The sequence below is a fragment of the Noviherbaspirillum album genome, assembly GCF_035916955.1.
GTDB lineage: Bacteria > Pseudomonadota > Gammaproteobacteria > Burkholderiales > Burkholderiaceae_D > Noviherbaspirillum > Noviherbaspirillum album.
Window position 1 is genome coordinate 69,125 of record NZ_JAWIIV010000018.1, and the last position, 23,329, is coordinate 92,453.

General features: G+C 59.7%; 21 protein-coding genes and 1 tRNA gene. 4 read left to right on the top strand and 18 right to left on the bottom strand.

All coding sequences use genetic code 11. From position 1 onward, the window contains the following. Positions 1 to 11 precede the first annotated feature (11 nt). The 5 genes from RY831_RS19795 to cysS all read right to left on the bottom strand — a co-directional run bounded on the left by RY831_RS19795 (position 12) and on the right by cysS (position 5,940). On the bottom strand, positions 12 to 1,262 hold the full coding sequence (locus RY831_RS19795; RefSeq protein WP_326508109.1) for an aspartate kinase: 1,251 nt from the start codon (positions 1,260 to 1,262) through the stop codon (positions 12 to 14). 162 nt (positions 1,263 to 1,424) lie between these two features. Beyond that, complete coding sequence (gene tilS / locus RY831_RS19800) at positions 1,425 to 2,846, bottom strand: tRNA lysidine(34) synthetase TilS (RefSeq protein ID WP_326508110.1); 1,422 nt, start codon at positions 2,844 to 2,846, stop codon at positions 1,425 to 1,427. Positions 2,847 to 2,864: 18 nt separating this feature from the next. Then, positions 2,865 to 3,839 carry an acetyl-CoA carboxylase carboxyltransferase subunit alpha gene (locus RY831_RS19805; protein WP_326508111.1) on the bottom strand — a complete coding sequence of 325 codons (975 nt, stop codon included), beginning with the start codon at positions 3,837 to 3,839 and terminating at the stop codon, positions 2,865 to 2,867. Positions 3,840 to 3,889: 50 nt separating this feature from the next. Continuing rightward, positions 3,890 to 4,537, bottom strand: a complete 648-nt coding sequence (locus tag RY831_RS19810) for a DNA-3-methyladenine glycosylase family protein (RefSeq protein WP_326508112.1) — start codon at positions 4,535 to 4,537, stop codon at positions 3,890 to 3,892. 5 nt (positions 4,538 to 4,542) lie between these two features. Further along, positions 4,543 to 5,940: a cysteine--tRNA ligase gene (gene cysS / locus RY831_RS19815; protein WP_326508113.1), complete on the bottom strand. Its 1,398-nt coding sequence runs from the start codon at positions 5,938 to 5,940 to the stop codon at positions 4,543 to 4,545. A gap of 259 nt (positions 5,941 to 6,199) precedes the next feature. Between cysS and RY831_RS19820 the strand changes: the two genes are divergently transcribed. From RY831_RS19820 to RY831_RS19830, 3 genes are read left to right on the top strand one after another with little or no spacing between them, the layout of a single operon-like run. After that, positions 6,200 to 6,790, top strand: a complete 591-nt coding sequence (locus RY831_RS19820; RefSeq protein ID WP_326508114.1) for a peptidylprolyl isomerase — start codon at positions 6,200 to 6,202, stop codon at positions 6,788 to 6,790. Positions 6,791 to 6,813: 23 nt separating this feature from the next. Next, positions 6,814 to 7,302 carry a peptidylprolyl isomerase gene (locus RY831_RS19825; RefSeq protein ID WP_326508115.1) on the top strand — a complete coding sequence of 163 codons (489 nt, stop codon included), beginning with the start codon at positions 6,814 to 6,816 and terminating at the stop codon, positions 7,300 to 7,302. Between the two features lie 57 nt (positions 7,303 to 7,359). After that, the gene (locus RY831_RS19830; protein ID WP_326508154.1) at positions 7,360 to 8,148 is read left to right on the top strand and encodes a UDP-2,3-diacylglucosamine diphosphatase; all 789 of its coding nucleotides are present in this window, start codon (positions 7,360 to 7,362) and stop codon (positions 8,146 to 8,148) included. 135 nt (positions 8,149 to 8,283) lie between these two features. Here RY831_RS19830 and RY831_RS19835 read toward each other — a convergent pair whose 3' ends face one another. The 4 genes from RY831_RS19835 to rnr form a co-directional block, all read right to left on the bottom strand. Beyond that, the gene (locus RY831_RS19835) at positions 8,284 to 8,976 is read right to left on the bottom strand and encodes a YceH family protein (protein ID WP_437126300.1); all 693 of its coding nucleotides are present in this window, start codon (positions 8,974 to 8,976) and stop codon (positions 8,284 to 8,286) included. A 58-nt stretch (positions 8,977 to 9,034) separates the two neighbouring features. Beyond that, entirely contained in the window at positions 9,035 to 9,787 is a 753-nt protein-coding gene (gene cysE / locus RY831_RS19840) for a serine O-acetyltransferase (protein ID WP_326508116.1), read from the bottom strand. Positions 9,788 to 9,886: 99 nt separating this feature from the next. Continuing rightward, positions 9,887 to 10,627, bottom strand: coding sequence for a 23S rRNA (guanosine(2251)-2'-O)-methyltransferase RlmB (gene rlmB / locus RY831_RS19845; RefSeq protein ID WP_326508117.1), 741 nt, complete (start codon positions 10,625 to 10,627; stop codon positions 9,887 to 9,889). A 2-nt stretch (positions 10,628 to 10,629) separates the two neighbouring features. Further along, complete coding sequence (gene rnr, locus RY831_RS19850) at positions 10,630 to 13,083, bottom strand: ribonuclease R (RefSeq protein ID WP_326508118.1); 2,454 nt, start codon at positions 13,081 to 13,083, stop codon at positions 10,630 to 10,632. Between the two features lie 140 nt (positions 13,084 to 13,223). Between rnr and RY831_RS19855 the strand changes: the two genes are divergently transcribed. Further along, a tRNA-Leu gene (locus RY831_RS19855) sits at positions 13,224 to 13,310 on the top strand. A 444-nt stretch (positions 13,311 to 13,754) separates the two neighbouring features. Here RY831_RS19855 and RY831_RS19860 read toward each other — a convergent pair. From RY831_RS19860 to bamB, 9 genes are all read right to left on the bottom strand, one after another. Further along, on the bottom strand, positions 13,755 to 14,315 hold the full coding sequence (locus tag RY831_RS19860; RefSeq protein WP_326508119.1) for a phosphoribosyltransferase: 561 nt from the start codon (positions 14,313 to 14,315) through the stop codon (positions 13,755 to 13,757). Next, positions 14,312 to 15,610, bottom strand: a complete 1,299-nt coding sequence (locus tag RY831_RS19865) for an adenylosuccinate synthase (RefSeq protein WP_326508120.1) — start codon at positions 15,608 to 15,610, stop codon at positions 14,312 to 14,314. The genes RY831_RS19860 and RY831_RS19865 overlap by 4 nt, the downstream gene beginning before the upstream one ends. A 4-nt stretch (positions 15,611 to 15,614) precedes the next feature. Beyond that, on the bottom strand, positions 15,615 to 16,766 hold the full coding sequence (locus RY831_RS19870; protein WP_326508121.1) for an ATP phosphoribosyltransferase regulatory subunit: 1,152 nt from the start codon (positions 16,764 to 16,766) through the stop codon (positions 15,615 to 15,617). Between the two features lie 241 nt (positions 16,767 to 17,007). Then, positions 17,008 to 17,931 (bottom strand): protease modulator HflC, encoded by a 924-nt coding sequence (gene hflC / locus RY831_RS19875; RefSeq protein ID WP_326508122.1) that lies wholly within the window; start codon positions 17,929 to 17,931, stop codon positions 17,008 to 17,010. Continuing rightward, positions 17,931 to 19,226, bottom strand: a complete 1,296-nt coding sequence (hflK, locus tag RY831_RS19880; RefSeq protein WP_326508123.1) for an FtsH protease activity modulator HflK — start codon at positions 19,224 to 19,226, stop codon at positions 17,931 to 17,933. Before hflK ends, hflC begins: the two co-directional genes overlap by 1 nt. Positions 19,227 to 19,262: 36 nt before the next feature. Further along, the gene (hflX, locus tag RY831_RS19885) at positions 19,263 to 20,417 is read right to left on the bottom strand and encodes a GTPase HflX (protein ID WP_437126296.1); all 1,155 of its coding nucleotides are present in this window, start codon (positions 20,415 to 20,417) and stop codon (positions 19,263 to 19,265) included. Positions 20,418 to 20,444: 27 nt separating this feature from the next. Then, entirely contained in the window at positions 20,445 to 20,681 is a 237-nt protein-coding gene (hfq, locus tag RY831_RS19890; protein ID WP_151636316.1) for an RNA chaperone Hfq, read from the bottom strand. Between the two features lie 134 nt (positions 20,682 to 20,815). Then, the gene (gene der, locus RY831_RS19895; RefSeq protein WP_326508124.1) at positions 20,816 to 22,159 is read right to left on the bottom strand and encodes a ribosome biogenesis GTPase Der; all 1,344 of its coding nucleotides are present in this window, start codon (positions 22,157 to 22,159) and stop codon (positions 20,816 to 20,818) included. Between the two features lie 7 nt (positions 22,160 to 22,166). Then, on the bottom strand, positions 22,167 to 23,315 hold the full coding sequence (gene bamB, locus RY831_RS19900; RefSeq protein ID WP_326508125.1) for an outer membrane protein assembly factor BamB: 1,149 nt from the start codon (positions 23,313 to 23,315) through the stop codon (positions 22,167 to 22,169). Between the last annotated feature and the right edge of the window lie 14 nt (positions 23,316 to 23,329).

Consider the following 23,329-nt stretch of genomic DNA (forward strand, 5'->3'; position numbering starts at 1 on the left):
GTCGAGATGGATCAAGCTTTTTCCAGATCGAATGCCTTGTGCAACGCACGGACAGCCAATTCCATGTACTTCTCGTCGATCAGTACGGAAATCTTGATTTCCGATGTCGAGATCATCTGGATGTTGATGCCCTCTTCCGACAGCGTGCGGAACATCTGCGATGCAATACCGACATGGCTGCGCATGCCGACGCCGACCACGGACACCTTCGACACCTTCGTATCGCCGACGATGCTGCCGGCGCCGATGTGCTCGCGCACGCTCTTGTTGAGCACGTCCATCGCCTTCGCGTATTCGCCGCGGGGTACAGTGAAGGTGAAGTCGGTCTTGCCGTCGACGGACTGGTTCTGAATGATCATGTCGACTTCGATGTTGGCATCAGCCACCGGACCGAGGATCTGGTAGGCAATGCCCGGCTTGTCCGGCACGCCCAGCACGGTGATCTTTGCTTCATCGCGGTTGAACGCGATACCGGAAATAACGGCTTGTTCCATGTGTGTATCTTCCTCAAACGAAATCAGGGTGCCGGAATTGGCTTCCTCTTCCAGCGACATGAGCGGATCGGTCAGCGACGACAGCACGCGTGTCGGGACCTTGTAGTTGCCTGCGAATTCGACCGAGCGGATCTGCAGCACCTTCGAACCGAGCGAAGCCAGCTCGAGCATCTCTTCGAAAGTCACGGTCTTGAGGCGGCGCGCTTCGGTGACGACGCGCGGGTCGGTCGTGTAGACGCCGTCGACGTCGGTGTAGATCAGGCATTCCTGCGCCTTCAGCGCGGCCGCGACCGCGACTGCGGAAGTATCGGAACCGCCGCGGCCAAGCGTAGTGATGTTGCCTCGGTCATCCACGCCCTGGAAGCCGGTAATGATGACGATCTTTCCCTCGCCGAGATCCCTGCGCACCCGCTGGTCGTCAATCGACTGGATGCGCGCCTTGGTATATGCGGAATCGGTCTTGATGGGAACCTGCCAGCCGGCATAGGACACGGCCTGCTTGCCGATGGACTGCAGCGCCATGGACAGCAAGGCCACCGACACCTGTTCGCCCGTCGAGGCAAGCATGTCGAGCTCGCGCGGATCCGGCTGCGGCATGATGTCTTTCGCGAGCGCGATCAGGCGGTTGGTTTCGCCGGACATTGCGGAGGGCACCACAACGATTTGATGACCTGCGTCGTGCCATTTGGCGACGCGCTTGGCGACATTCTTGATGCGCTCGGTCGAGCCCATGGAAGTGCCGCCATATTTGTGGACGATTAAAGCCATAAGGTGGGAAAGATACGCTGAACGAAGAAAAGAAATTTTTTGATAAAAATCAACCCTTTACTTTACCCGCTGCTCGTCCCAAAGGCAAGTCCGCGCCGTAGAAATAGCGTTAGCGAAATGAAAAAACCGTTGAAAATGCGGTCGTTTTCAGGCCGGTAAAGCTCAGATCGGATCCGCCAGCCACCGTAGCGCGATGCCTCCGTCCCTGTCGCAATGCTCGCCATGCCAATGCATGCCGATACCTGCGGCATACAATATGTGCCCTGCCGCGGTGATGATGGGAAGCCGCTCGCGTTCCCAGTGCGGCACGCCCAGCGCCTGGTAGTGCTGCTTGAGCGTGCGCGTCGGGCGGTTGGCAGCCAGCCTGAGTTTGTCGCCCGCCTGCCTGAAGCGCAACTGCAAAGCCTGTTCCCGCAGCCACGCCGTGTCGAGACCCCGGCTTGCATGTTCGAATTGCAGCGTGCCTCCGTAACGCTCGAAGCGGCACGCACCCTCGCCGCTCCACCTGAAGTCGATGGCGGGCATGTGCAGATCGTTGTCGTCGAAGCGGCGCGTGAGGTGGATACGGTCGCGATGGCGGCGGATCTCGCCGTCGGCATGCGTGACCCGAATGCGGGCATCATCCTTGGCGCTGAAAATCTGGATACGCATCTCATCCAGCCAGGCCGATGCCGGCATGCGCAGTCCTCGCAATGCGAACCAATGGCGCAGCAAATTGTTGCAGCGGTCCTGGCTCAAGGACTTGAGAGCGGAAATCACGAGAGCTTCTCCGTCACTACAGGCTTCCAGGTCTTGCGCGGCCACTTCATCGAGAATGCGCTGTGCGGCCTGGGCATGGGAGGCGGCTCGGGCGATGCGCTCCTGGTAGCCGCTGAAATGGTCGCCGATGACCGGCATCACGCGATGTCTCAACGCATTGCGCGCAAAGCGGGGATCTGCGTTCGACTCGTCCTCGATGTGCCCGATGCCGTGCGTTGCGGCGTAACGCTCCAGGTCGGCGCGCGAGCTGCCGAGCAATGGGCGCCCCATGAAAACACGGTCGCTGCCGAGCAGGCCTGGTGCGCTGTTGGCGGCATCCATGCCGGACAATCCCGCCACGCCTGACCCCCTGAATAACTGAAGCAATACGGTTTCGGCCTGGTCGTCCTGGTGATGCGCTGTGAGCAGGAGCGGAACGGCCCGGGCTTCGCATAGTTCGCCGAGTGCAGCGTAGCGCGCTATCCGCGCAGCCTGTTCCACGCCCTGTCCGCGCACCCCGTCGAGCACAATGCGGCGCACGTCAAGCGGCACGCCCAGCTGCTCGCACTGCCGCTCGCAATGCAGGAGCCATGCGTCCGCATGCGGACTCAGTCCGTGGTGAACATGGAAGGCGTGCAGTCGCAAACCGCGATTCAGGGCATGCGCATGTGCGAGGTGCAGCAATACCGTGGAATCGAGTCCGCCGCTGTACGCCACGGCCATCGCGGCCGATGGGCCGCCGGCTTCGGGCAGGCATGCAGAAACGCGCGCACGGATCGCTCCGAGCGCGCGTTCGAATTTTGCATTGGGACTGGCGTCGACTGCCGTGGACTGCCTGCTGGACACGTGGATTCCGGTACGCGCTTATTCCGGCGAGGAGATTTCCTTGAACTTGCCGTAGCTCATGAGCTTCTCGTGGCGGGCGGCCAGGAGGTCCTTGGTCTTTACGCCCTGGAACTGCCTCAGCGAATCGGCCAGCGCGCGCTTGAGCATCACGGCCATCTGCTTCGGATCGCGGTGTGCGCCGCCCAGGGGCTCATTGACGATCTTGTCGATCAGGTTCATTGCCTTGAGACGGTGAGCGGTCAAGCCGAGAGCATCGGCCGCATCGGAGGCGCGCTCCGAGGTCTTCCAGAGAATCGATGCGCAGCCTTCCGGCGAGATTACCGAATAGGTCGCATACTGCAGCATCAGCACGGCGTCGCCGACGGCGATGGCAAGCGCCCCGCCGGAGCCGCCTTCGCCGATGATGGTGGCAATCAGCGGCACCTTCAGTTCGGCCATCACATACAGGTTGTGGCCGATCGCTTCCGACTGGCCGCGCTCTTCCGCGTCGATGCCCGGAAATGCACCGGGCGTATCGACGAAGGTAAAGACCGGCAGGTTGAACTTCTCTGCCAGCTTCATCAGGCGCATCGCCTTGCGATAGCCTTCCGGCTTGGGCATGCCGAAGTTGCGCATCGCGCGTTCCTTGGTATCGCGCCCCTTCTGGTGGCCGATCACCATGCAAGACTGGCCATTGAAACGGGCCAGTCCGCCAACGATGGACAGGTCGTCGGCATAGCTGCGGTCGCCGTGGAGTTCATGGAAGTCGGTGAAGATTTCCCGCACGTAATCCATGGTGTAGGGCCGCTGCGGATGGCGTGCAATCTGCGACACCTGCCAGGGAGTCAGCTTGGCGTAAATATCCTTGGTGAGCTGCTGGCTTTTCTTGGACAGGCGGTCGATTTCCTCCGAAATGTCCACCGCCGAGTCATCCTGCACAAAGCGCAGTTCTTCTATTTTTCCTTCGAGTTCGGCAATGGGTTGCTCAAATCCGAGAAAAGTTGTTTTGCTCATCGTGCATCCTTATATCAACACGAGGTGAATGTGTAATGTCGCCAGGCTCACTAGTAGACCACCGGCGCGGCATCCAGGCTGCGCCACAGGTACCAGGTTGCGACAGTGCGCCACGGTTCCCAGTTAGCGGCGACCTCGCGCACATCGCTGCGGGTCACCGGCTCGCCGGAAAAGTAATTGATGCTGATGCCTTTCAGCAAACCCACATCGTCCAGCGGCAAAATGTTGGGGCGGAGCAAATTAAATATCAAAAACATCTCCGCTGTCCAGCGTCCGATGCCCCGAATCTGTATCAGTTCCGAGATGACTTCCTCGTCTTCCATCTCCGACCATTTGTCGGCATGCACCCGCTTGGCCTTGAAATGCTCGGCCAGATCCAGCACGTATTCCGCCTTGCGCTTGGACAGTCCGCATGCCGCCAGCTTCTCCGGTCCTGCCTTGATGACCTGGGCGGGCGCGCACTTCGGGCACGCTTCGAGGAAACGCTGCCACACCGCTTCCGCTGCCTTGACCGAAATCTGCTGGCTGATGATCGACCGCGCCAGCGTATTGAAGGCTTCGCTGCGGCCGACCAGATGCATGTCGCCGAACTGGGGAATGAGCTTGCGCATGATGCGGTCGCGCTTCATCAGCTCCTCCTTGGCGTCATGCCAGTAGACGGGCACCCCGCGGCTCTCGGGCTCCAGTAATGTCGCCATGATGCTTACGCCCTTCGCCACTCGGTGATGCCGCCCGGCTTGTCTTCGAGAACGATGCCCGCCGCGAGCAAGTCCGCGCGGATGCGGTCCGCATCGGCGAAATTCCTTGCCTTCTTGGCTGCCGCGCGAGCTTCAATCTGCGCCGCGATCTGCTCTTCGGACAGAGAGTCATCGCCGCCCGATGCCGGCGCCGCCTGCAGAAACTCCTGCGGCGAACGCTGCAGCAGCGCCACGATTCCGGCCAGCGCCCTGAGCTGGCGCGCCAGTGCTGCCGAGCGAGTCTTGTTTACCTCGTTTGCCAGGTCGAACAGCACCGAAATAGCGATCGGTGTATTGAAGTCGTCGTTCATCGCGTCGGCGAAGCGCTTTGCATGGGCTTCTTCGCGGTCAAGCGGCTGCCCGTCATCCGGCACGTCCTTGAGGGCCGTGTACAACCTCGTCAGCGCGTGCCTCGCATCGTCGAGATGCGCATCCGAATAGTTGAGGGGGCTGCGGTAGTGCGCGCGCAGAATGAAGAAGCGCACGACTTCGGCGTCGTACTTCTTCAGCACATCCCTGATAGTGAAGAAATTGCCGAGCGACTTCGACATCTTTTCATTGTCGACGCGGATGAAACCGTTATGCATCCAGTAATTGACGAAGGCGTGCTGGTGCGCACCCTCGGACTGGGCTATCTCGTTTTCATGATGGGGAAACTGCAGATCCTCGCCGCCGCCGTGGATGTCGAACTGTTCCCCCAGCAGTTCATTGCTCATGGCGGAACATTCGATATGCCAGCCGGGCCGGCCGCTGCCCCACTTCGATTCCCATTTCACCTCGTCGGGCTCGGTTTCCTTCGATGCCTTCCAGAGAACGAAATCGAGCGGATCGCGCTTGCCCGTGTTGAGCTCGACGCGCTCGCCGGCCCTCAGATCGTCGAGCGACTTGCCCGACAATTTGCCGTAGCCAGCGAAATCGCGGACCGAATAGTTGACGTCGCCGTCGGATGCCTTGTAGGCAAGGCCGTGCGCTTCAAGTTTTTCAATCAAGCCGAGCATCTGGGGCACATAGGCGGTCGCACGCGGTTCATGATCCGGCTTCTGCACGCCGAGCGCCGCGGCATCCTCGTCCATCGCCTGGATGAAGCGCGAGGTCAGCTGCGAAATCGTTTCCCCGTTTTCCACGGCGCGCTTGATGATCTTGTCATCGATGTCGGTGATGTTGCGCACATAGGTCACCGCGTAGTCCGATGCGCGCAGCCAGCGCTGCACCATGTCGAACACCACCATGACCCGCGCATGTCCGAGATGGCAGTAGTCGTAGACGGTCATGCCGCAAACGTACATCCGCACCTTGCCTTCCTGCATCGGGACGAAAGTCTGCTTGTCGCGCGCGAGCGTGTTGTAGATCTTGAGTGCGGTCATGGGCGGTTTTCCGTTTCGGCTGGGAAGCAGCTGTGATGGCGACTGGCTTGCCTGCGCACGCTATCGCGCCCCGGCGCAAATGACAACATGCAACAGCGCTGCCGAAACCCTTCTTTGATGCTTATTTTGATAAAATGCACGGTTTCGCCGCAGTATAACATTGAAGCCTTGCCGGTCCGAGAGGCAATCCGGGTGGCAAGGGTCATGGAAGATACACAATCGGAATTTTCCTGTAAAGAGAAAAGAAAAGGAAACAGCAATGCCGTCTTCACGCCGATATTTCATCCGCTTGCTCGCTGCCCTGTCGATTGCCGGCTTGTCTGCGAGTGCATCGCAGGTTGCGCTGGCCGCGGAAAACCCGCAGGTCGCGCTCAAGACCAGCATGGGCAGCATCGTGGTCGAACTCTATCCGGAGAAAGCGCCCAAATCGGTCGCCAATTTTCTCGACTACGTCAAAAGCGGCCACTATAGCGGCACGATTTTCCATCGCGTCATGGATGGCTTCATGATCCAGGGCGGCGGCTTCGACAAGTCGATGACACAGAAACCCACCGGCGCGCCCATCGAGAACGAGGCGAAGAACGGCCTCAAGAACGAGCCTTACACGCTGGCCATGGCCCGCACCTCGGATCCCCATTCGGCAACCGCCCAGTTCTTCATCAACGTCAGCAACAACGCTTTCCTCGATTATCCGAGCCGTGACGGCTGGGGTTATGCGGTATTCGGGAAGGTCGTCAAGGGTAGCGACGTCGTCGACAAGATCAAGAAGGTCGACGTCGGCAGCAGCGGCATGCATGCGAACGTTCCGACCAAGCCGGTTGTGATCGAATCCGCATCCATCGTCAAATAAAACCACTTTCATAAAGGAATATCATGGCTGTCCTCCTCACCACCAATCACGGCAAAATCAAGATCGAACTCGACGCAGCCAAGGCACCGAAGACTGTTGAGAATTTCCTTGCGTATGTACGCTCCGGCCATTACAACGGCACCATCTTCCATCGCGTCATCGACGGCTTCATGGTCCAGGGCGGCGGTTTCGAACCCGGCATGACGCAGAAGCCGACCAACGATCCGATCGAGAACGAAGCCAAGAACGGCCTCAAGAACGAGCCCTACACCCTCGCCATGGCACGCACATCGGCTCCGCATTCGGCATCCGCGCAGTTCTTCATCAATGTGAAGAACAACAGCTTCCTCGACTATCCCGGCCAGGACGGCTGGGGTTACTGCGTATTCGGCAAGGTCGTGGAAGGCACTGACGTGGTCGACAAGATCAAGGCGGTCAAGACTACCCGTACCGGCATGTTCGCCGACGTTCCCGTCGAAGATGTCGTGATCGAAAAGGCGGAAGAGGTTTAAGCGCGCCGTGCCGGATCGCTCCGGCACCGAATCGATTGCACGGACCTGCCCCCCATGATGACTCCATCAGCAAAAGCGCAATCCGCACCGGTTGCGCTTTTTGTTTCTGACGTACACCTGCAGCCGGAACTGCCGTGCACGACCGACGCCTTCCTCCTGTTCCTGCGGCGGGAAGCGCCGAGAGCCAGGCAGCTTTTCCTGCTTGGTGACCTGTTCGAATACTGGGCCGGCGACGACGATCTGGAAACGCCCTACCTGCGCCGGATCGCGGATGCCCTGCGCGCGGTCAGCGATGCGGGTGTCCGGCTTTACTGGATTGCGGGAAATCGCGATTTTCTGGTCGGCCAGGGCTTTGCCGAGGCGACTGGCGCGCAACTGCTGCAGGAACCCTATGTAACCGAGATCGCGAACCATCCGGTGGTCCTACTGCACGGCGACGCCCAATGCACGGATGACCTGGGTTACATGCAGTTTCGCGCGATGGTGAGGCAGCCGGAATGGCAGCGCCAGTTCCTGGCAATGCCGCTTGCGCAGCGCAAGGCTGTGATAGAAGGAATGCGCGCCGGCAGCAGGGATGCGCAACGCGGCAAGTCCCATGAGATCACCGATGTCAACCTGGCTGCCATCGACGGCGTGTTTGCCCAGTCCGGTGCGGCGCTGATGATCCATGGCCACACCCATCGCCCCGCCATTCACCGTCACGAGATCGACGGAAGTGTGAGGACAAGATACGTGCTGCCGGATTGGGAATGCGATACTGCGATTCCCCGCGGCGGATGGCTGGCGATGAATGAAGACGGAACCGTTCGGCGCATCGACCTCGGCGAATTGCAACTACCCTGCTGATATGGCAATCAGCTGATTTGCTGATCGCCATTTTCGACATTGTGCCTTTCGGGCCGGGGATGGAAATAACTCATCCACCACATCCACTTTTCCTCGGGCCTGCAGTTCGCACCGCCCTCTGCAAATTCCAAACATTCAGTCAAACTGCTTGCGGAATTCCTGGAATTGCGCGGTGAGGCTTTCCACCTGGCTGCGCAGTTGCGCAACTTCGTTCTCAAGCTGGGAAATCCTGTCCTGCCTCGGCGTCTCCACCTGCGCCGAAAAACTGGCCGCCGATTCCTGGCGCGCCAGCACTTCCTCGCCGGACAGCAGATGCGCGTAACGCGCCTCCTTGGTTCCCGGCGCGCGTGCAAGCCGCGCCACCACCGGCGGGTATTTGTCGATCAGGAACTGCAACGCCGTTTCCACATCCGGGACGCTGGCGAAATCATGCAGGCGGCCGGTTCGCACGCGGATCTCTCCGGCGGTCTGTATGCCCCGCAACATCAGGATGGTCAGCACTGCCAGCTTGTCCTGCTCAAGTGACCATTTCATGCGCATGCGATGCTCGTACTTGGCGACGCGCCCGCCGGCCTGCCGGACTTCGGACACCAGCCTCTTCTGACTCAGCCGCTGCAGCACATCCTGCACCGTGTCTTCCGAGATCGACATGACAGGGTCCCGGCTCGACAGCTGATTGCAGCCGTTGGTAAGTGCGTTCAATGACAACGGATAGTTGTCCGGCGTCAGGGCCTCCTTCTCCGCCAGCACCGCGAGCACGCGAATTTCATAAGCATCGAGCAGTTCCCCGCCATCGCGCGGGGTCGGCGTGTTTTCAGTGTTCCCGATGTTCCCGATGTTCTCGGTGTTCCCGGTGCTTTCAGTGTTATTACTCACGGCATGACTTTCATTCGACTAATTTATTCAACTGGTCAGGATCAATACGGCCGGCCTCCGCCAATTGCGTGCAATCCACGCCGGCCTTCCTTAGTGCGGCGACCAGTGTCTGCATTTGCTGGTCCTGCGCGGCCGCATGATCGATCAATCTGTGCAAGGCTGTGGCTAGCGGATCTTCCCCGCTGCTCAAGGTGACGCCATAGGCGGCGAATACGCGCGCGGTCGCCTCTTCTCTCTGCCTGCCGGCATCCTTTTGCACGATATGCGCGGGATTGCCGATGGCCGTCGCGCCGGCGGGCACTTCCTTCACCACCACGGCATTCGACCCGACCTTCGCACCATCGCCCACGGCAAAGCCGCCCAGCACCTGCGCGCCGGCACCGATGATGACGCCTTTGCCGAGCGTCGGATGGCGCTTCGCTCCCTTGCTGAGCGAAGTGCCGCCGAGAGTGACGCCCTGGTAGATGGTGCAGTCGTCGCCGACCACCGCAGTCTCGCCGATGACCACGCCGAAACCGTGGTCAATGAACACCCGGCGCCCTATCGTTGCTCCGGGATGGATTTCGATCGCGGTGAACCAGCGTGCCAACTGGGAAATGAACCGCCCCAGCCACTTTAGTCCGCGCCGCCAGCACCAGCTCGCCCAGCGGTGCATGACGATCGCATGCAAGCCGGGATAACAGGTCAGGACCTCCCATGAGGTGCGCGCGGCAGGATCGCGTTCGATGATGCTGGCGATGTCTTCGCGAAGGCGGTTGAACATGAAACGGCAGAAATTGAAAAAACTGATGGAGGATGGATGATGATGCCGCCGCGGAGCGGCTATCACATCGCGAGTTCGCAGGCGCCGGCAAGCCGGCTTCTAGACCCCGAGCATTCGCTGGCGCCTTGCCTCGTACAGGCAGACACCGGAGGCGACCGATACATTCAGGCTTTCCACCGCGCCGTGCATCGGGATGCTGACAAGCACATCGCAATTCTCGCGCGTCAGCCTGCGCATGCCCTCGCCTTCCGATCCCATCACCAGCGCGGTCGGCGCGACGAAGTCCGCTTCATACAGGCCCTTGTCGGCATCGTCCGTGGTTCCGATGACCCAGATCTCGCGCTCCTTCAATTCCCGCAGGGTGCGGGAAAGATTGGTCACCGTGATATAGGGCACCGTATCGGCGGCGCCGCTAGCCACCTTGGCAGCGGTCGCGTTCAGCCCCACCGCACGGTCCTTGGGTGCGATCACGGCGTGGGCGCCCGCTCCGTCGGCCACGCGCAGGCATGCGCCAAGGTTGTGAGGATCGGTAACGCCGTCAAGAATCAGCAACAACGGCGGCCCTTCGATTGCATCCAGCAGTTCGTCGAGGTTACGGGCAAGCGACAGTTCGCCGGCCTTCGCCACCACTCCCTGATGGCGTCGCGTGCCGACCATGCCGTCAAGGCGCTGGTCATCCGCCTGGATAATCCTTACCTTCGCCTCTTCGGCCGCGCGCAGCAGATCCTGCATGCGCCGGTCGTGTCGGGAGGCGTCGACGTAGATCTCCTCGATGGAAGAGGCTTCGTGACGCAGCCTCGACGTGACGGCATGAAAGCCGAAAATCATTTTGCTTTTCATTTTTATCTTTTCTTCCTGCCTGTTTTTGCGGCGGTCCTGCCGCCGCGGGCGGTCTTGCCTGCGCTCGATGTCTTCGAGGGCTTGCCCTTGGCGGGAGCGGCCGCCTTCGTCGCCGTCTTCCCGGCCGGCTTGCCCTTGGCGGATTCCCTGGCAGCTTTTTTCGGCGCTTTTTCCTTGGCATGCTCGAGTTCCGCCCGGCGTGCCTCGTTCTTCAGCGTCGTGCGGATATCCGGCTCGATCACCAGGCGCAGGTCGATCTTGCGCGCATCAAGGTCGACCCTGCTGACCTGCACGGTAACGCGGTCGGTCAACTGGTAACGGATGCCGGTACGCTCGCCCCGCAATTCATGTCGCACTTCGTCATACTGGAAGTAATCGGCACCCAGTTCCGTGATATGCACCAGCCCTTCGATGTACAGGGCATCGAGCTGAACGAAGATGCCGAAAGGCGTGACGCCGGATATCGTGCCGGTGAACTCCTCTCCCAGCTTGTCGCGCACGAAATAGCATTTGAGCCATGCCTCGACATCTCGCGACGCCTCGTCGGCGCGGCGCTCATTGGCCGAACAATGAATGCCCAGCGCTTCCCATACCGCCAGATCGCCTTCCTTCTTTTTCTTGCCGTTGGCCTTGTCTTCGGCAGCCATCCTGCGCGCCGCAGGCGACAGCATGGTGTTGAGTTCGCTGGTCTCGATGCCCTTTGGTTCGTAGCGCTTCCCTTGCAGGATGGCCTTGATCGCACGATGGGTCAGGAGATCGGGATAGCGGCGGATCGGACTGGTGAAGTGCGCATAGGCTTCATACGCGAGGCCGAAGTGTCCGATATTGTCGGGACTGTACACGGCCTGCTGCATGGAACGCAGCAGCATGGTCTGCAGCAGCACGGCGTCCGGCCGCAGCTTGATCTTGGGTATCAGTTCCGCGTAATCCGAGGCAGCCGGCGTGTCGCCTCCGCCGAGATGCAATCCCATCTGCTTGAGGAAGGTGCGGACCTGGTTCAGCTTTTCCTTGGACGGCCCCGCGTGGACGCGATACACGCCGGGATGCTTGTGGCGTGCCAGCAGGTCTGCAGCGCAGACGTTGGCCGCAAGCATGCATTCCTCGATCACGCGATGCGCGTCATTGCGGGTGCGGGGAATAATTTTCTCTATCTTGCCGGCAGCATTGCAGACGATATAGGTTTCCGTGGTTTCAAAATCGATTGCGCCACGCGCCTGGCGTGCCTGCAGCAATGCCTGGAACACTTCGTAGAGATTAAGCAAATGCGGCACCAGTCCCTGCCGCTTCGCGGCCTCCGGGCCACGGGTATTGGCCAGCACGGCCGCGACTTCGGTATAGGTGAGACGGGCCGCCGAATGTATCACCGCCGGATAGAACTGGTATGCCTTGATGTCGCCCTTGGCGGTAATCACGATGTCGCATACCAGTGTCAGGCGGTCTACCGCCGGGTTGAGCGAGCAAAGGCCGTTCGACAGTTTCTCCGGCAGCATCGGAATCACGCGGCGCGGAAAGTACACGGAGGTGCTGCGTTCCAGCGCATCCTTGTCGAGCGCATCGTTGGGCTTGACGTAATGGCTGACGTCGGCAATAGCCACCAGCAGGCGGTAGCCCTTGGCGCGGCCGATCTTGATTGGCTCGCAGTACACCGCGTCGTCGAAATCGCGGGCATCCTCGCCGTCGATCGTCACCAGAGGAATATCGCGCAGGTCGACGCGATCGGCCAGGTCGGCGTCACGTACTTCGCTCGGCAGTTTCGTCGCGAGCTTCTTTGCCGCCTCCGAGAATTCATGCGGAACGCCGTACTTGCGTACCGCGATCTCGATCTCCATGCCGGGGTCGTCGATGTCGCCGAGAATCTCCACTATCCTGCCGACCGGCTGGGTGTAGCGGGACGGTTGCTCGATGAGTTCCACGCTGACGACCTGTCCGGTCTTCGCTTGGCCAGGCGTACCCTGAAGCAAGATGTCCTGTCCGATGCGCTTGTCTTCCGGCGCGACGACCCAGACTCCGTTTTCATTCAGAAGGCGGCCGATCACGTGGGTATTGGCCCGATCGATCACTTCAACGATGGTGCCTTCCGGGCGGCCGCGGCGGTCGGTGCCCACGATACGGATCTGGACCCGGTCGCCGTTGAGCACTTTCTGCATTTCCTTTTCGGGCAGAAAGATGTCGCCGCTGCCGTCGTCAGGTGCAAGGAAGCCGTAGCCTTCCCGGTGACCGATGACACGGCCCTCGATGAAGTTGGGCTGGTGCGCAAGCTGGTAATGCCCGTTGCGGTTGGGCTTGATCTGGCCGTCGCGCTCCATGGCATTCAGGCGCCGCGTCAGGCCTTCGATCTCGTCGGGCTTGACGTTGAGCGCCGCCGCAAGTGATTGCAGGTCCTGCGGGCTGGCTGCCGTGCGCAGTATGCCGAGAATCTCCTCCCGGCTGGGGATGGTGTAGGAAAATTGGCTCAAATGGTTTACTTCAATTCATTGTTAGATTATTTAGAGAGTAAGTGTAACGGAGTCATCGCGTATTTCCTAACGCACTCTGGCCTGCCAGCATCGCCGAATTGACATATTCCATTTTTCGGTTATACTTTCGGTCTTTCGCAGCCCAGATGGCGGAATTGGTAGACGCACTAGGTTCAGGTCCTAGCGGTGGCAACACTGTGGAGGTTCGAGTCCTCTTCTGGGCACCAGGTTGATAGAAAAAGGCTCGCTTCGGCGGGCCTTTTTCTTTTCCCCGCATTTTTGTCCTGCTCCGCTTCCATTTCCACCTCATCCAAAGTTGCGNGTTGATAGAAAAAGGCTCGCTTCGGCGGGCCTTTTTCTTTTCCCCGCATTTTTGTCCTGCTCCGCTTCCATTTCCACCTCATCCAAAGTTGCGTGGAACGCTTGTCCGGCACCAAGGTGTCATGACGACCACGCCAGCCTCGCATACCCGCCGCAATCGCCCTTACCGGAACAGTCAGGTTGGCAATCGGTCCCGGCAAGTCGCCCGCTTCAAAAGGTTGCTTGTGCAAGCGAAAACGAAAAGCCCGTTCGCAACGCAACGGGCTTTTGCTTTTTACTACGTCGACTTCTGCCCCATTACACCCGTAACAGCATTTTTGAGTATGAATGGAGTGGCGAGTTCGCCCATCTCAGGCAATCTCGCCCTTCTTCAGCCATGCAGCAAGCTGGTTCGGCCGCAGACTGTCGTACTCCTCGAACGGTTGGTGTATCCAGGGATTGTTGGCCAGATACTGCAGGTAGTAATCCGGCCGGACTGAAGAACAGGCCTTGCACCAGATGACGGCCGACCTGACTTCAGTAATGCCCGGAAAGTTTTCCCGAAGATGACTCTGCACCCGCTCCAGCGTCACGCCGGAATCGACCAGGTCATCGAGCAGAAGCACCTTTCCCGATAGGCTTCCGCGCGTCATCGTGATGTGCTTGGCGATATCAAGGCTGCCCTGCACCTTCCCGGCTTCTTCGCGGTAGGAACTGGTCGACAGGATCGCCAGCGGCACATCGAAGATACGTGAAAACACGTCGCCCGGACGCAGACCGCCGCGCGCCAGGCATAGCACCTGGTCAAACTGCCAACCCGATTCATACACCATGCGGGCCAATTCGACGACGGCCCGATTGTAATCATCCCAAGATACCCAAAGATCCTTTTCGCTCGACATCACGTCTTCTTTCTCGCTGTTGAGGTTCATGCAAACGGGTGATGAAGAACTATCGTTTCCTCACGATCCGGTCCGGTGGAAACCATATGGACCGGCACGCCAACCAGTGCTTCGATACGCTTGATATAGGCGCGTGCGGTCGCGGGAAGCGCTTCCAGGGATTTCGCGCCGACGGTGGAGTCGCTCCACCCGGGCATTTCCTCGTAGATCGGTTCGCAGCGCGATGCATCCTCGGCGCCGACCGGGAAGATATCGATCTTTTTCCCATCGAGCATATAGCCGGTGCAAAGCTTCAGCGACTCCAGGCCATCGAGCACGTCCAGCTTGGTGAGGCACATGCCCGACACGCCGTTGATCTGCACGGAACGGCGCAGCAGCGCCGCGTCGAACCAGCCGCAGCGGCGCGCACGGCCGGTGACCGTACCGAATTCATGGCCAACGCTGGCGAGGTGCTTGCCAATGCCCTGATCGGTCGGCAGTTCGGACGGGAACGGGCCCGAGCCCACGCGCGTGGTATAGGCCTTCGTGATGCCCATGATGTAATGCAGCATGTTGGGGCCAACGCCCGAACCTGCCGCCGCATTGCCGGCCACGCAGTTGCTCGACGTAACAAACGGGTAAGTGCCATGATCGACATCCAGCAGGCTGCCCTGCGCGCCTTCAAACAGCAGGTTTCCGCCGGCCTGATAGGCGGCGTACAGCGCGCTGGAAACGTCGGCCACCATCGGCGCGATGCGCGGCACCGTGGCCAGGGCATCGTCCAGTGTCTTCTGATAATCGACGGTGTCGGCCTTGAGGTAATTCGCCAGGACGAAATTGTGATAGTCCAGGTTTTCCTTCAGCTTTTCTGCGAAACGACCTTCATTGAGCAAGTCGGCGACACGGATGGCGCGGCGCGCCACTTTGTCTTCATAAGTCGGGCCGATGCCCTTGCCGGTGGTGCCGATCTTGGCAGCGCCGCGCGCGGTCTCGCGCGCCGCATCCAGCGCGGTGTGATAAGGAAGAATGAGCGGACAGGCTTCGGACACTTTGAGCCGCGACGCGACTTCGACTCCATTGGCCTGCAACTTGTCGATCTCGCGGAGCAGGTCCGGAACCGACAGCACGACGCCATTGCCGATATAGCATGCGACGCCGGGGCGCATGATGCCCGACGGGATCAATTGCAGCGCGGTTTTCTGGCCGCCGATGACCAGCGTATGGCCGGCATTGTGTCCGCCCTGGAAGCGCACAACGCCTTGTGCGTGATCAGTCAGCCAATCGACGATCTTACCTTTACCTTCATCGCCCCATTGGGTGCCGATGACAACGACATTCTTTGCCATGCTATTAACCTAGTGATTGAAGAATCCAGTTTCCATTGTTGAAGACGACTGCACGATCGCAGTCGAATTCGTCCTGCTCGTGCTCGTGTCCCGGCAAGGCCTGGATGACGACCTCCCCCGATTCACGCAATTCGTTGATCTTTTGCCGCAGCGCCGGCTCGGTTCCCCAGGGCGCCATGACGGCACGCTTGCGTTCCGCAACGGGAAGCAGGCGCGCCAGTTCTCTCAGGTCGAGCGAGAAGCCGGTAGCGGGACGGGCGCGGCCGAATTCCTCGCCGACATGGTCATAGCGTCCGCCGCGTGCGACTGCATTCGGCAGACCTGGCACATAGGCGCCGAACATCACGCCGCTGTGATAATGGTAGCCGCGCAGGTCGGCCAGGTCCACGGTCACATCGGCATTGCCCACCTGACGGACGAGCGTGTCCAATTCATCCAGCGCGCGCGTAACCTCCGGCAGCTTCGGCAATGCGTCGCGCGCGCGCTCGATGACGGAGGCATCGCCGTAAAGCGCAGGCAAGGCGAGCAGCGCTTCGCGCGTCTGCGGGAGAAAGTCCGACGTCAGCTTGCGCAGGCCTGGCGTGTCCTTGGATTCCAGCAGGCAAAACAACTCCGCATCGCAATTCTTAGCGTTTTCATCGTCGGCAATAATGGCGCGCAGCACGCCGACATGACACAAATCGAGCCGGACACGGCTGATGCCGGCCAATTTCAGAGAAGCCAGCAGAAGCTCCTGAATTTCAGCATCGGCTTCCAGTCCGGCATGCCCGTAGATCTCCACGCCGATCTGCAGCGGTTCACGCGTGGCATGCAAACCCGACGGCCTCGTATGCAACACGCTTCCCGCGTAGCAGAGCCGGGTAACGGAGCGCCGGTTCAGCAGGTGAGCATCGATGCGGGCCACTTGCGTGGTCATATCGGCGCGCACTCCCATCGTGCGTCCCGACAATTGATCCACCAGTTTGAAAATTTTCAGATCCATGTCTTGCCCCGCCCCGGTCAGCAGGGATTCGAGGTACTCGAGCATGGGCGGCATCACCAGTTCGTAACCGTAGGAACGGAACTTGTCGAGAAGGACGCGGCGCAGTTCTTCGATCTTGCGTGCTTCGGACGGCAAGACATCAGCAATGTTTTCGGGGAGAAGCCAATTCGGCATGGCGAACGTGGGAGTGCCTAAAGATTGAAATGGAAAGAGGTGTACGGACGGAAAGTGTTCGACGTTTATACAGCGATTATTGTTGTGCGGGGCAGGTAATGCAGCTGAGAAGCATGTATTTTCTCATCCATTGCACATGAACGCACAACATCTGGCGTTCAGGGTAAAAAAGGCGAAAAGAATAATGCCTCGTGAGGGCATTATTCTTTTCGTGCGGGCGCGTTCCGGCAGCCCGCCTGTTTTATTTCCTGGCCGGCGCAGGCGGTGCGGCACTAGGTGCGCCGACCACTGCTCCCGCACTGCCTATACCCCTGAAATACCTGAAGAATTCGGAATTGGAATCCACGACCATCATGTCGCTACGGTTCTTGAAGCTTGAGCGGTAAGCTTCAAGACTGCGATAGAACTTGTAGAACTCGGGATTCTGGCCGAATGCCTGGGAGTAGACCTGGGTTGCCTTGGCATCGCCCTCGCCGCGAATGCCTTCTGCATCGCGATACGCCTCCGCCAGAATCACCGTGCGTTGACGATCGGCATCGGCCCGGATTTTTTCCGATTCGGCGGCACCGGTGGAACGCAGTTCATTGGCGACGCGCACGCGTTCGGCCTTCATCCTGTCGTAGACCGACTGGTTGATCTGCTCGACGTAGTCCACACGCTTCAGACGCACGTCGATGATTTCCACGCCAATCTGCTTGGCTTCATCGGTCACTTTTTTGTGGATGGCATTCATCACCTTTCCGCGCTCCCCGGAGATCACTTCACGCACCGTGCGCTTGGTGATTTCCTCGTTCAGCGCCGCCTTGATGATCTGCGACATCCGGTCCTGCGCGCGGCGCTCCTCGCCGGTAAAACTGACGAAATAGAGCCGTGGGTCGGTGATGCGCCATTTCACATAGGCGTCGACGAGAATATTCTTTTTCTCGGCCGTGATGAAGCGGTCGGCTTCCGGCGTATCGAGCGTCAGGATTCGCTTATCGAGAAACAAAACGTTCTGGAACGGCGGAGGCAGCTTGAAGTGAAGTCCCGGTTCGCTGATGACCTTCTTCACTTCTCCCAGCGCGAACACGATCGCATACTGACGCTGGTCCACGACAAACAAGGTGGACATGAGTACCGAGAGCAGTATCAGTGCCGCAATCGAATAAGAAACGAGGCGATTCATTATCGAGTCTCCCGATCACGCAAATCCCGGCTCTCTCTCGTACGCGAGTCCCTCTGCCGCTGTGGTTCCATGGGTGGCGATGCCTCTCCTGTCGATGTGCTGCCCGGCGGCGCTGTCGTGCCGACGTTGGATCTGCCTGCCGCAGCGTCGCCGGCCGCCTGCGAAATCAGCTTGTCCAGAGGAAGGTACAGCAGATTGCTGCCATTCTTGCTGTCAACCATGACCTTGGTAGTATTTGCGAAAATCTGCTGCATGGTTTCAATGTACATGCGCTCGCGCGTGACGGCCGGAGCCTTCTGATACTCAACCAGCACCTGCTTGAAGCGCGATGCATCACCCTCGGCATTGGCGAGTACGCGTGCTCGATAGGCTTCCGCTTCCTGCAGCAGGCGAGATGCGGCACCACGCGCCCGGGGAATGACGTCATTGGCATAAGCCTGGCCTTCATTCTTCTGCCGTTCCCGGTCCTGGCCCGCTTTCACTGCATCATCGAATGCGGCCTGCACCTGTTCGGGCGGCTGCACGCCTTGCATTGTCACGTTCGTGATCTGCACGCCGGCCTTGTAGCGGTCCGCGATCTGCTGCATCAACTGGCTGGCGTCAAAAGCGACTTTCTCGCGGCCTTCGTAAAGAACGAAATCCATCTTGCTGCGTCCGACGATCTCGCGGATCGAAGTTTCCGCCACCTGGCGCACCATCTCGTCCTGCTCGCGATTGTTGAAAATCCATTCTGCGGCGTTCTTGAGCTTGTACTGGACGGCGAACTGGATGTCGATGATGTTTTCATCATCGGTGAGCATCAGCGATTCGCGCGGCTGCTTGTTTCTGACATTCGACCGGTAACCAACCTCTACGGTCCTCACCTGTGAAACGTTGACTACTTCATGGCTCTGGATCGGATAAGGCCAGCGCCAGTTGAAACCTGCCGGCGTGGTATGGCTGTATTTGCCGAAGGTCATGACGACGGCGGTCTGCCCCTCCTGAACGATGAAGAAGCCGCTAATCAGCCACAGGAAGGCAACGATGATGGCGATCAGGCCGACACCGATTCCCGCCCCCTTCATGTCAGGACTGTAATTGCCGTCGCCGCGGCCGCCACCGTTTCCACGGTTTCCGAATAGGCGATTGAGGCGCTGATTAAACTCGCGCCATAGCTGATCGAGATCCGGTGGACCGTCATTGGGCCGTTTTCCATCCTGGTTTTGATTTGGGCCGTTGTCTTGTGACCCCCGTCCCCATCTCGGGTCATTCAGAGAAAATTTAAGGCCGATTTTTTTGATTAGAGGAATAGGCATTCTCTCGCCATCCGGCTTATGTTAATGGTTTGCAATTCAGGTATCGGGAGTGCCTCGGGCAAAAGACACCGGTCGCGGTTCGTTGGGTTGTTCCCGAACCGGAAGTGGGTCAAGATGCGCCACTGCATTCCCTTTTGCGAATTCGGCTACCGCCTCGCGAAGTAGATCAAGGCCGGCGCCGGTCTGGGCGCTTATTGAAACACGGCGGATTTTATCATATTCATCACGTTCGACGCCCGGTTCTAGCCCAGCTGCATCAATCTTGTTCCAAACAAGAATCTGCGGGATATGATCCGCCCCGATTTCCGCCAGTACGTCATTGACCTGCTCGATCTGCTCCATGCGTACCGGGCTTGCCGCATCTACAACATGCAGCAGCAGGTCCGCGTGGATGGTTTCCTCGAGGGTGGCACGGAATGCCGCGACCAGTTGGTGCGGCAATTCCCGGATAAAGCCGACCGTGTCGGAAATGACGACGTTGCCTGCCTCGCCCAGATAGATGCGGCGCGACGTGGTATCCAACGTCGCGAAGAGCTGGTTCGCGGCATAGGCCTGCGCTTTCGTCAGCGCATTGAACAGGGTTGACTTGCCGGCATTCGTATAGCCGACGAGGGACACGGAAAACGTATTGTTCCGGCCACGTGCGCGGCGCTGCGTCTCGCGCTGCTTGTGAAGCTTGTCCAGCCGGATGCGCAACGCCTTGACACGATCACCGAGGAGGCGGCGGTCGGTCTCGAGCTGCGTTTCGCCGGGGCCGCGCAAGCCGATACCGCCTTTTTGCCGTTCGAGGTGGGTCCATCCGCGGATCAGACGAGTTGCAAGATGCTGAAGCTGGGCAAGCTCCACCTGGACTTTGCCCTCATGACTCTGGGCGCGTTGGGCAAAGATATCGAGAATAAGACTGGTGCGATCGATGACACGCACCTTGAGATGCCGTTCGAGATTGCGTTGCTGCGCAGGCGATAACGCGTGATTGAAGATGACGAGTTCCAGGCGCTCGAGGGCAACGATTTCCGAAATTTCATCTGCCTTGCCGGATCCGACAAACAAGGCAGCGTCGGGACTTGAACGTTTTGCTGTGATCGTGATGGCTGGATCGGCACCGGCTGACTTGGACAGCAGTGAAAGCTCTTCCAGACTAGCGGCAAAGTCACCCTTGCCGAAATCGACGCCGACTAGTGCAGCGCGCATGAGTTGAGTGGTAGTGGTAACGATCTCTTATTCCGAATCAGATTCAAGATTGATGTTTACCGCGCGAGCCGGTACGACTGTCGATATAGCATGCTTGTAAACCATTTGGGTGACGGTATTGCGAAGCAGCACGACGTACTGGTCGAACGATTCGATGTGCCCCTGAAGCTTGATGCCGTTCACGAGGTAGATGGAAACGGGAACGTGCTCTTTACGTAAGGCGTTGAGGAAGGGGTCTTGTAACAGTTGCCCTTTATTGCTCATGACAGCTCCATGGTGTTGTTGTGATGTGGAGTTGGAGACGCTTGGGTGGATTTCAAGTGTCTCTCTGATAATATTGCTTTAAGACTGTATCGGCTTTTGCGCCACTTGCCAAGCGTGAAGGCATCCTGAAAAGATTATTTTTGATCCTTTGCGAAGGGATTTTTGCTGGAACGCAGCTCGATACGCAATGGAGTCCCCACTAATGAAAAAGTTTCACGAAAGTGTTTTTCCAGATAGCGCTTGTAGTTGTCGTCAATTGCTTCCAGCGCATTGCCATGGATAACGACGATCGGCGGATTCTGGCCACCCTGGTGGGCGTACCGCAGCTTCGGCCGGATCGAACCCTTGCGGCGCGGCTGCTGATGCTCGACCGCTTCGATGAGGGCGCGCGTCAGGCGTGGCGTCGAGAGCTTCGCCATTGCCGCGGCATAGGCAGAATCGATGGATTTCATCAGCGGAGCAATGCCGCTTCCCTTCAGCGCCGAGATGAAATGGAATTTCGCGAAGAACAGGAAGGCGAGCTTGCGTTCCATGTCGATCTTGATCTCGTCGCGCCGGTCGCTGTCGAGGCCGTCCCATTTGTTAACGCCAACCACCAGTGCCCTGCCCGACTCCAGAACGAAACCGGCGATATGGGCATCCTGTTCGGAAATATCCTGCTGGGCATCCAGCAGCAATAGGACGACGTTGGCTTCCGAGATCGATTGAAGGGTCTTGACAACCGAGAACTTCTCGATGGCTTCGAAGACTTTGCCGCGCCGCCGAATGCCCGCGGTGTCGATCAGCGTGTAATGCTTGCCCTCGCGCTCGAACGGGATTTCGATGGAATCGCGCGTCGTGCCGGGCATGTCGAAGGCGATCACGCGGTCCTCGCCGAGCAGCGTATTGACCAGTGTGGACTTTCCTACGTTCGGACGTCCGACGATGGCGATTTTGATGCCGCGGGTCGCGGACACCTCGGCCTCCGATTCCGGCGGACGCTGCGCGAAGGCGAGGTCGAGCGACTCGTTGACCAGATCGACCACGCCGTCACCGTGCGCAGCCGATATGACATAGGGATCGCCCAGGCCCAGTTCATAGAATTCCGCAGTGACAGAAGTGTATTTCATGCCTTCCGCCTTGTTGACGACCAGCATGACCTGGCGTCCCGACTTGCGGAGGAAGTCGGTGATGGTCTTGTCATGCGGTGTCAAGCCCTGGCGGCCGTCGACGATGAAGATCACGACGTCGGCCTCGGCGACCGCTTGCTTGGTCTGCTTGGCCATTTCATGCATGATCCCCTCTTTGGCGACCGGCTCGAAACCTCCGGTATCGATGACCAGAAACGGACGCTCGCCGACCCGGCCTTCGCCGTAATGTCGGTCACGCGTAAGACCAGGGAGGTCGGCGACCAATGCATCGCGCGACCGGGTAAGCCGGTTGAACAATGTGGATTTGCCGACATTGGGTCGGCCTACTAATGCGATTACCGGCTTCATTGATTTATTACTCGGCTGCGAGGGCAACCACTGTACCTGCTTGAGTTTGGAAAAGTGCCGTCGTAGCGGCTACGGATGCCGTGCCGGTTACCGGGCTGCCATCGGTGGCAACGCGGGCCAGCATGGCACCGTCGTCGCGCGAAAGAAAATGAATGTATCCCTGTCCATCGCCCACCGCGACGGAACGTCCGGCGACGACGGGCGTGGAGAGACGCCGGTAGGCAAGCTTGGGATTGCGCCATGCGCCGCTGCCTGACTCACGCGATAGCGCCGTCACGTTGCCGCGATCGTCCGCCACATAGACCGAGCGCTCGTCCACCGCGACACCGACTTCGCTCGATGCCTCCTTGCCCCAGCGCGGCGCGCCGGTCGTCGCATCGAAGCATGCGACACGTCCCTGGTAGGCGATGGCGCAGACGTCTCGTCCGGCGATCACGGGCGTTCCCGACAAGTCGGCGATGCGCTCGAGTTCGGTCGTGCCGCGCGGGTCGCCGACCGCGGCTTCCCAACGCGCGCCGCCGTTGGTCAGCGCCAGCGCCGAGAGACGGCCTCCCGGCAGGGCCACGTAGGCGGTCGGTCCGAAAATGGCGATGCCGGGCGCGGTACGCAAGGTGAGGGGCGGCGTCTGGCGCTGCGCCACCCAGCGTCGGTTGCCGTTCTCGATTTCGTAGGCGGCAATCCGGTTGTCGACGCTCCTGACAACGATCACGCCTTGCCCCACGGCGGGTGCGGAGAGGATTTCGCTGGAAGCCTGCACCTTCCAGCGCAGCTTGCCGTCCGCATCGAAAGCAAGCAGCATGCCTTTCTCGCCCGCGACCGCGACGGTGCTGCCGTCGCTTCCAACGCCCGCGGTCAGCGGCATGCCCGCATTGATCCGCCATTGCGTCCGGCCGGACGCCGCGTCGATGCGTGACACTGCGCCATCCGCCGCAGCGACATAGACACTGCCCTCAGCGACGGCTGGCGAAAACACGAACCCGCCTGCGCTGCCGATGCTGCTCGTCCATGCAGTGCGCACCTCCAATGTCTGCTGAATGTTCTCGAGCGCGGCCGGCGGATTGCGCGGCGCCGCCTTGCTGGCAAACGGATTGAGCGATGAACATCCCGCCAGCATGGCCATCAGTCCGACATAGGTGAGCTTTACAGCAGTATGCATGGATTCCCCTTTTT

Excerpts from the sequence above, each read along its gene's own strand:
- RY831_RS19795 (WP_326508109.1), bottom strand. The coding sequence starts at position 1,262 with ATGGCTTTAATCGTCCACAAATATGGCGGCACTTCCATGGGCTCGACC.
- RY831_RS19805 (WP_326508111.1), bottom strand. The coding sequence starts at position 3,839 with ATGAGCAAAACAACTTTTCTCGGATTTGAGCAACCCATTGCCGAACTC.
- RY831_RS19810 (WP_326508112.1), bottom strand. The coding sequence starts at position 4,537 with ATGGCGACATTACTGGAGCCCGAGAGCCGCGGGGTGCCCGTCTACTGG.
- cysS (WP_326508113.1), bottom strand. The coding sequence starts at position 5,940 with ATGACCGCACTCAAGATCTACAACACGCTCGCGCGCGACAAGCAGACT.
- RY831_RS19820 (WP_326508114.1), top strand. The coding sequence starts at position 6,200 with ATGCCGTCTTCACGCCGATATTTCATCCGCTTGCTCGCTGCCCTGTCG.
- RY831_RS19825 (WP_326508115.1), top strand. The coding sequence starts at position 6,814 with ATGGCTGTCCTCCTCACCACCAATCACGGCAAAATCAAGATCGAACTC.
- RY831_RS19830 (WP_326508154.1), top strand. The coding sequence starts at position 7,360 with ATGACTCCATCAGCAAAAGCGCAATCCGCACCGGTTGCGCTTTTTGTT.
- cysE (WP_326508116.1), bottom strand. The coding sequence starts at position 9,787 with ATGTTCAACCGCCTTCGCGAAGACATCGCCAGCATCATCGAACGCGAT.
- rlmB (WP_326508117.1), bottom strand. The coding sequence starts at position 10,627 with ATGAAAAGCAAAATGATTTTCGGCTTTCATGCCGTCACGTCGAGGCTG.
- RY831_RS19860 (WP_326508119.1), bottom strand. The coding sequence starts at position 14,315 with ATGAACCTCAACAGCGAGAAAGAAGACGTGATGTCGAGCGAAAAGGAT.
- RY831_RS19865 (WP_326508120.1), bottom strand. The coding sequence starts at position 15,610 with ATGGCAAAGAATGTCGTTGTCATCGGCACCCAATGGGGCGATGAAGGT.
- RY831_RS19870 (WP_326508121.1), bottom strand. The coding sequence starts at position 16,766 with ATGCCGAATTGGCTTCTCCCCGAAAACATTGCTGATGTCTTGCCGTCC.
- hflC (WP_326508122.1), bottom strand. The coding sequence starts at position 17,931 with ATGAATCGCCTCGTTTCTTATTCGATTGCGGCACTGATACTGCTCTCG.
- hflK (WP_326508123.1), bottom strand. The coding sequence starts at position 19,226 with ATGCCTATTCCTCTAATCAAAAAAATCGGCCTTAAATTTTCTCTGAAT.
- hflX (WP_437126296.1), bottom strand. The coding sequence starts at position 20,417 with ATGCGCGCTGCACTAGTCGGCGTCGATTTCGGCAAGGGTGACTTTGCC.
- hfq (WP_151636316.1), bottom strand. The coding sequence starts at position 20,681 with ATGAGCAATAAAGGGCAACTGTTACAAGACCCCTTCCTCAACGCCTTA.
- der (WP_326508124.1), bottom strand. The coding sequence starts at position 22,159 with ATGAAGCCGGTAATCGCATTAGTAGGCCGACCCAATGTCGGCAAATCC.
- bamB (WP_326508125.1), bottom strand. The coding sequence starts at position 23,315 with ATGCATACTGCTGTAAAGCTCACCTATGTCGGACTGATGGCCATGCTG.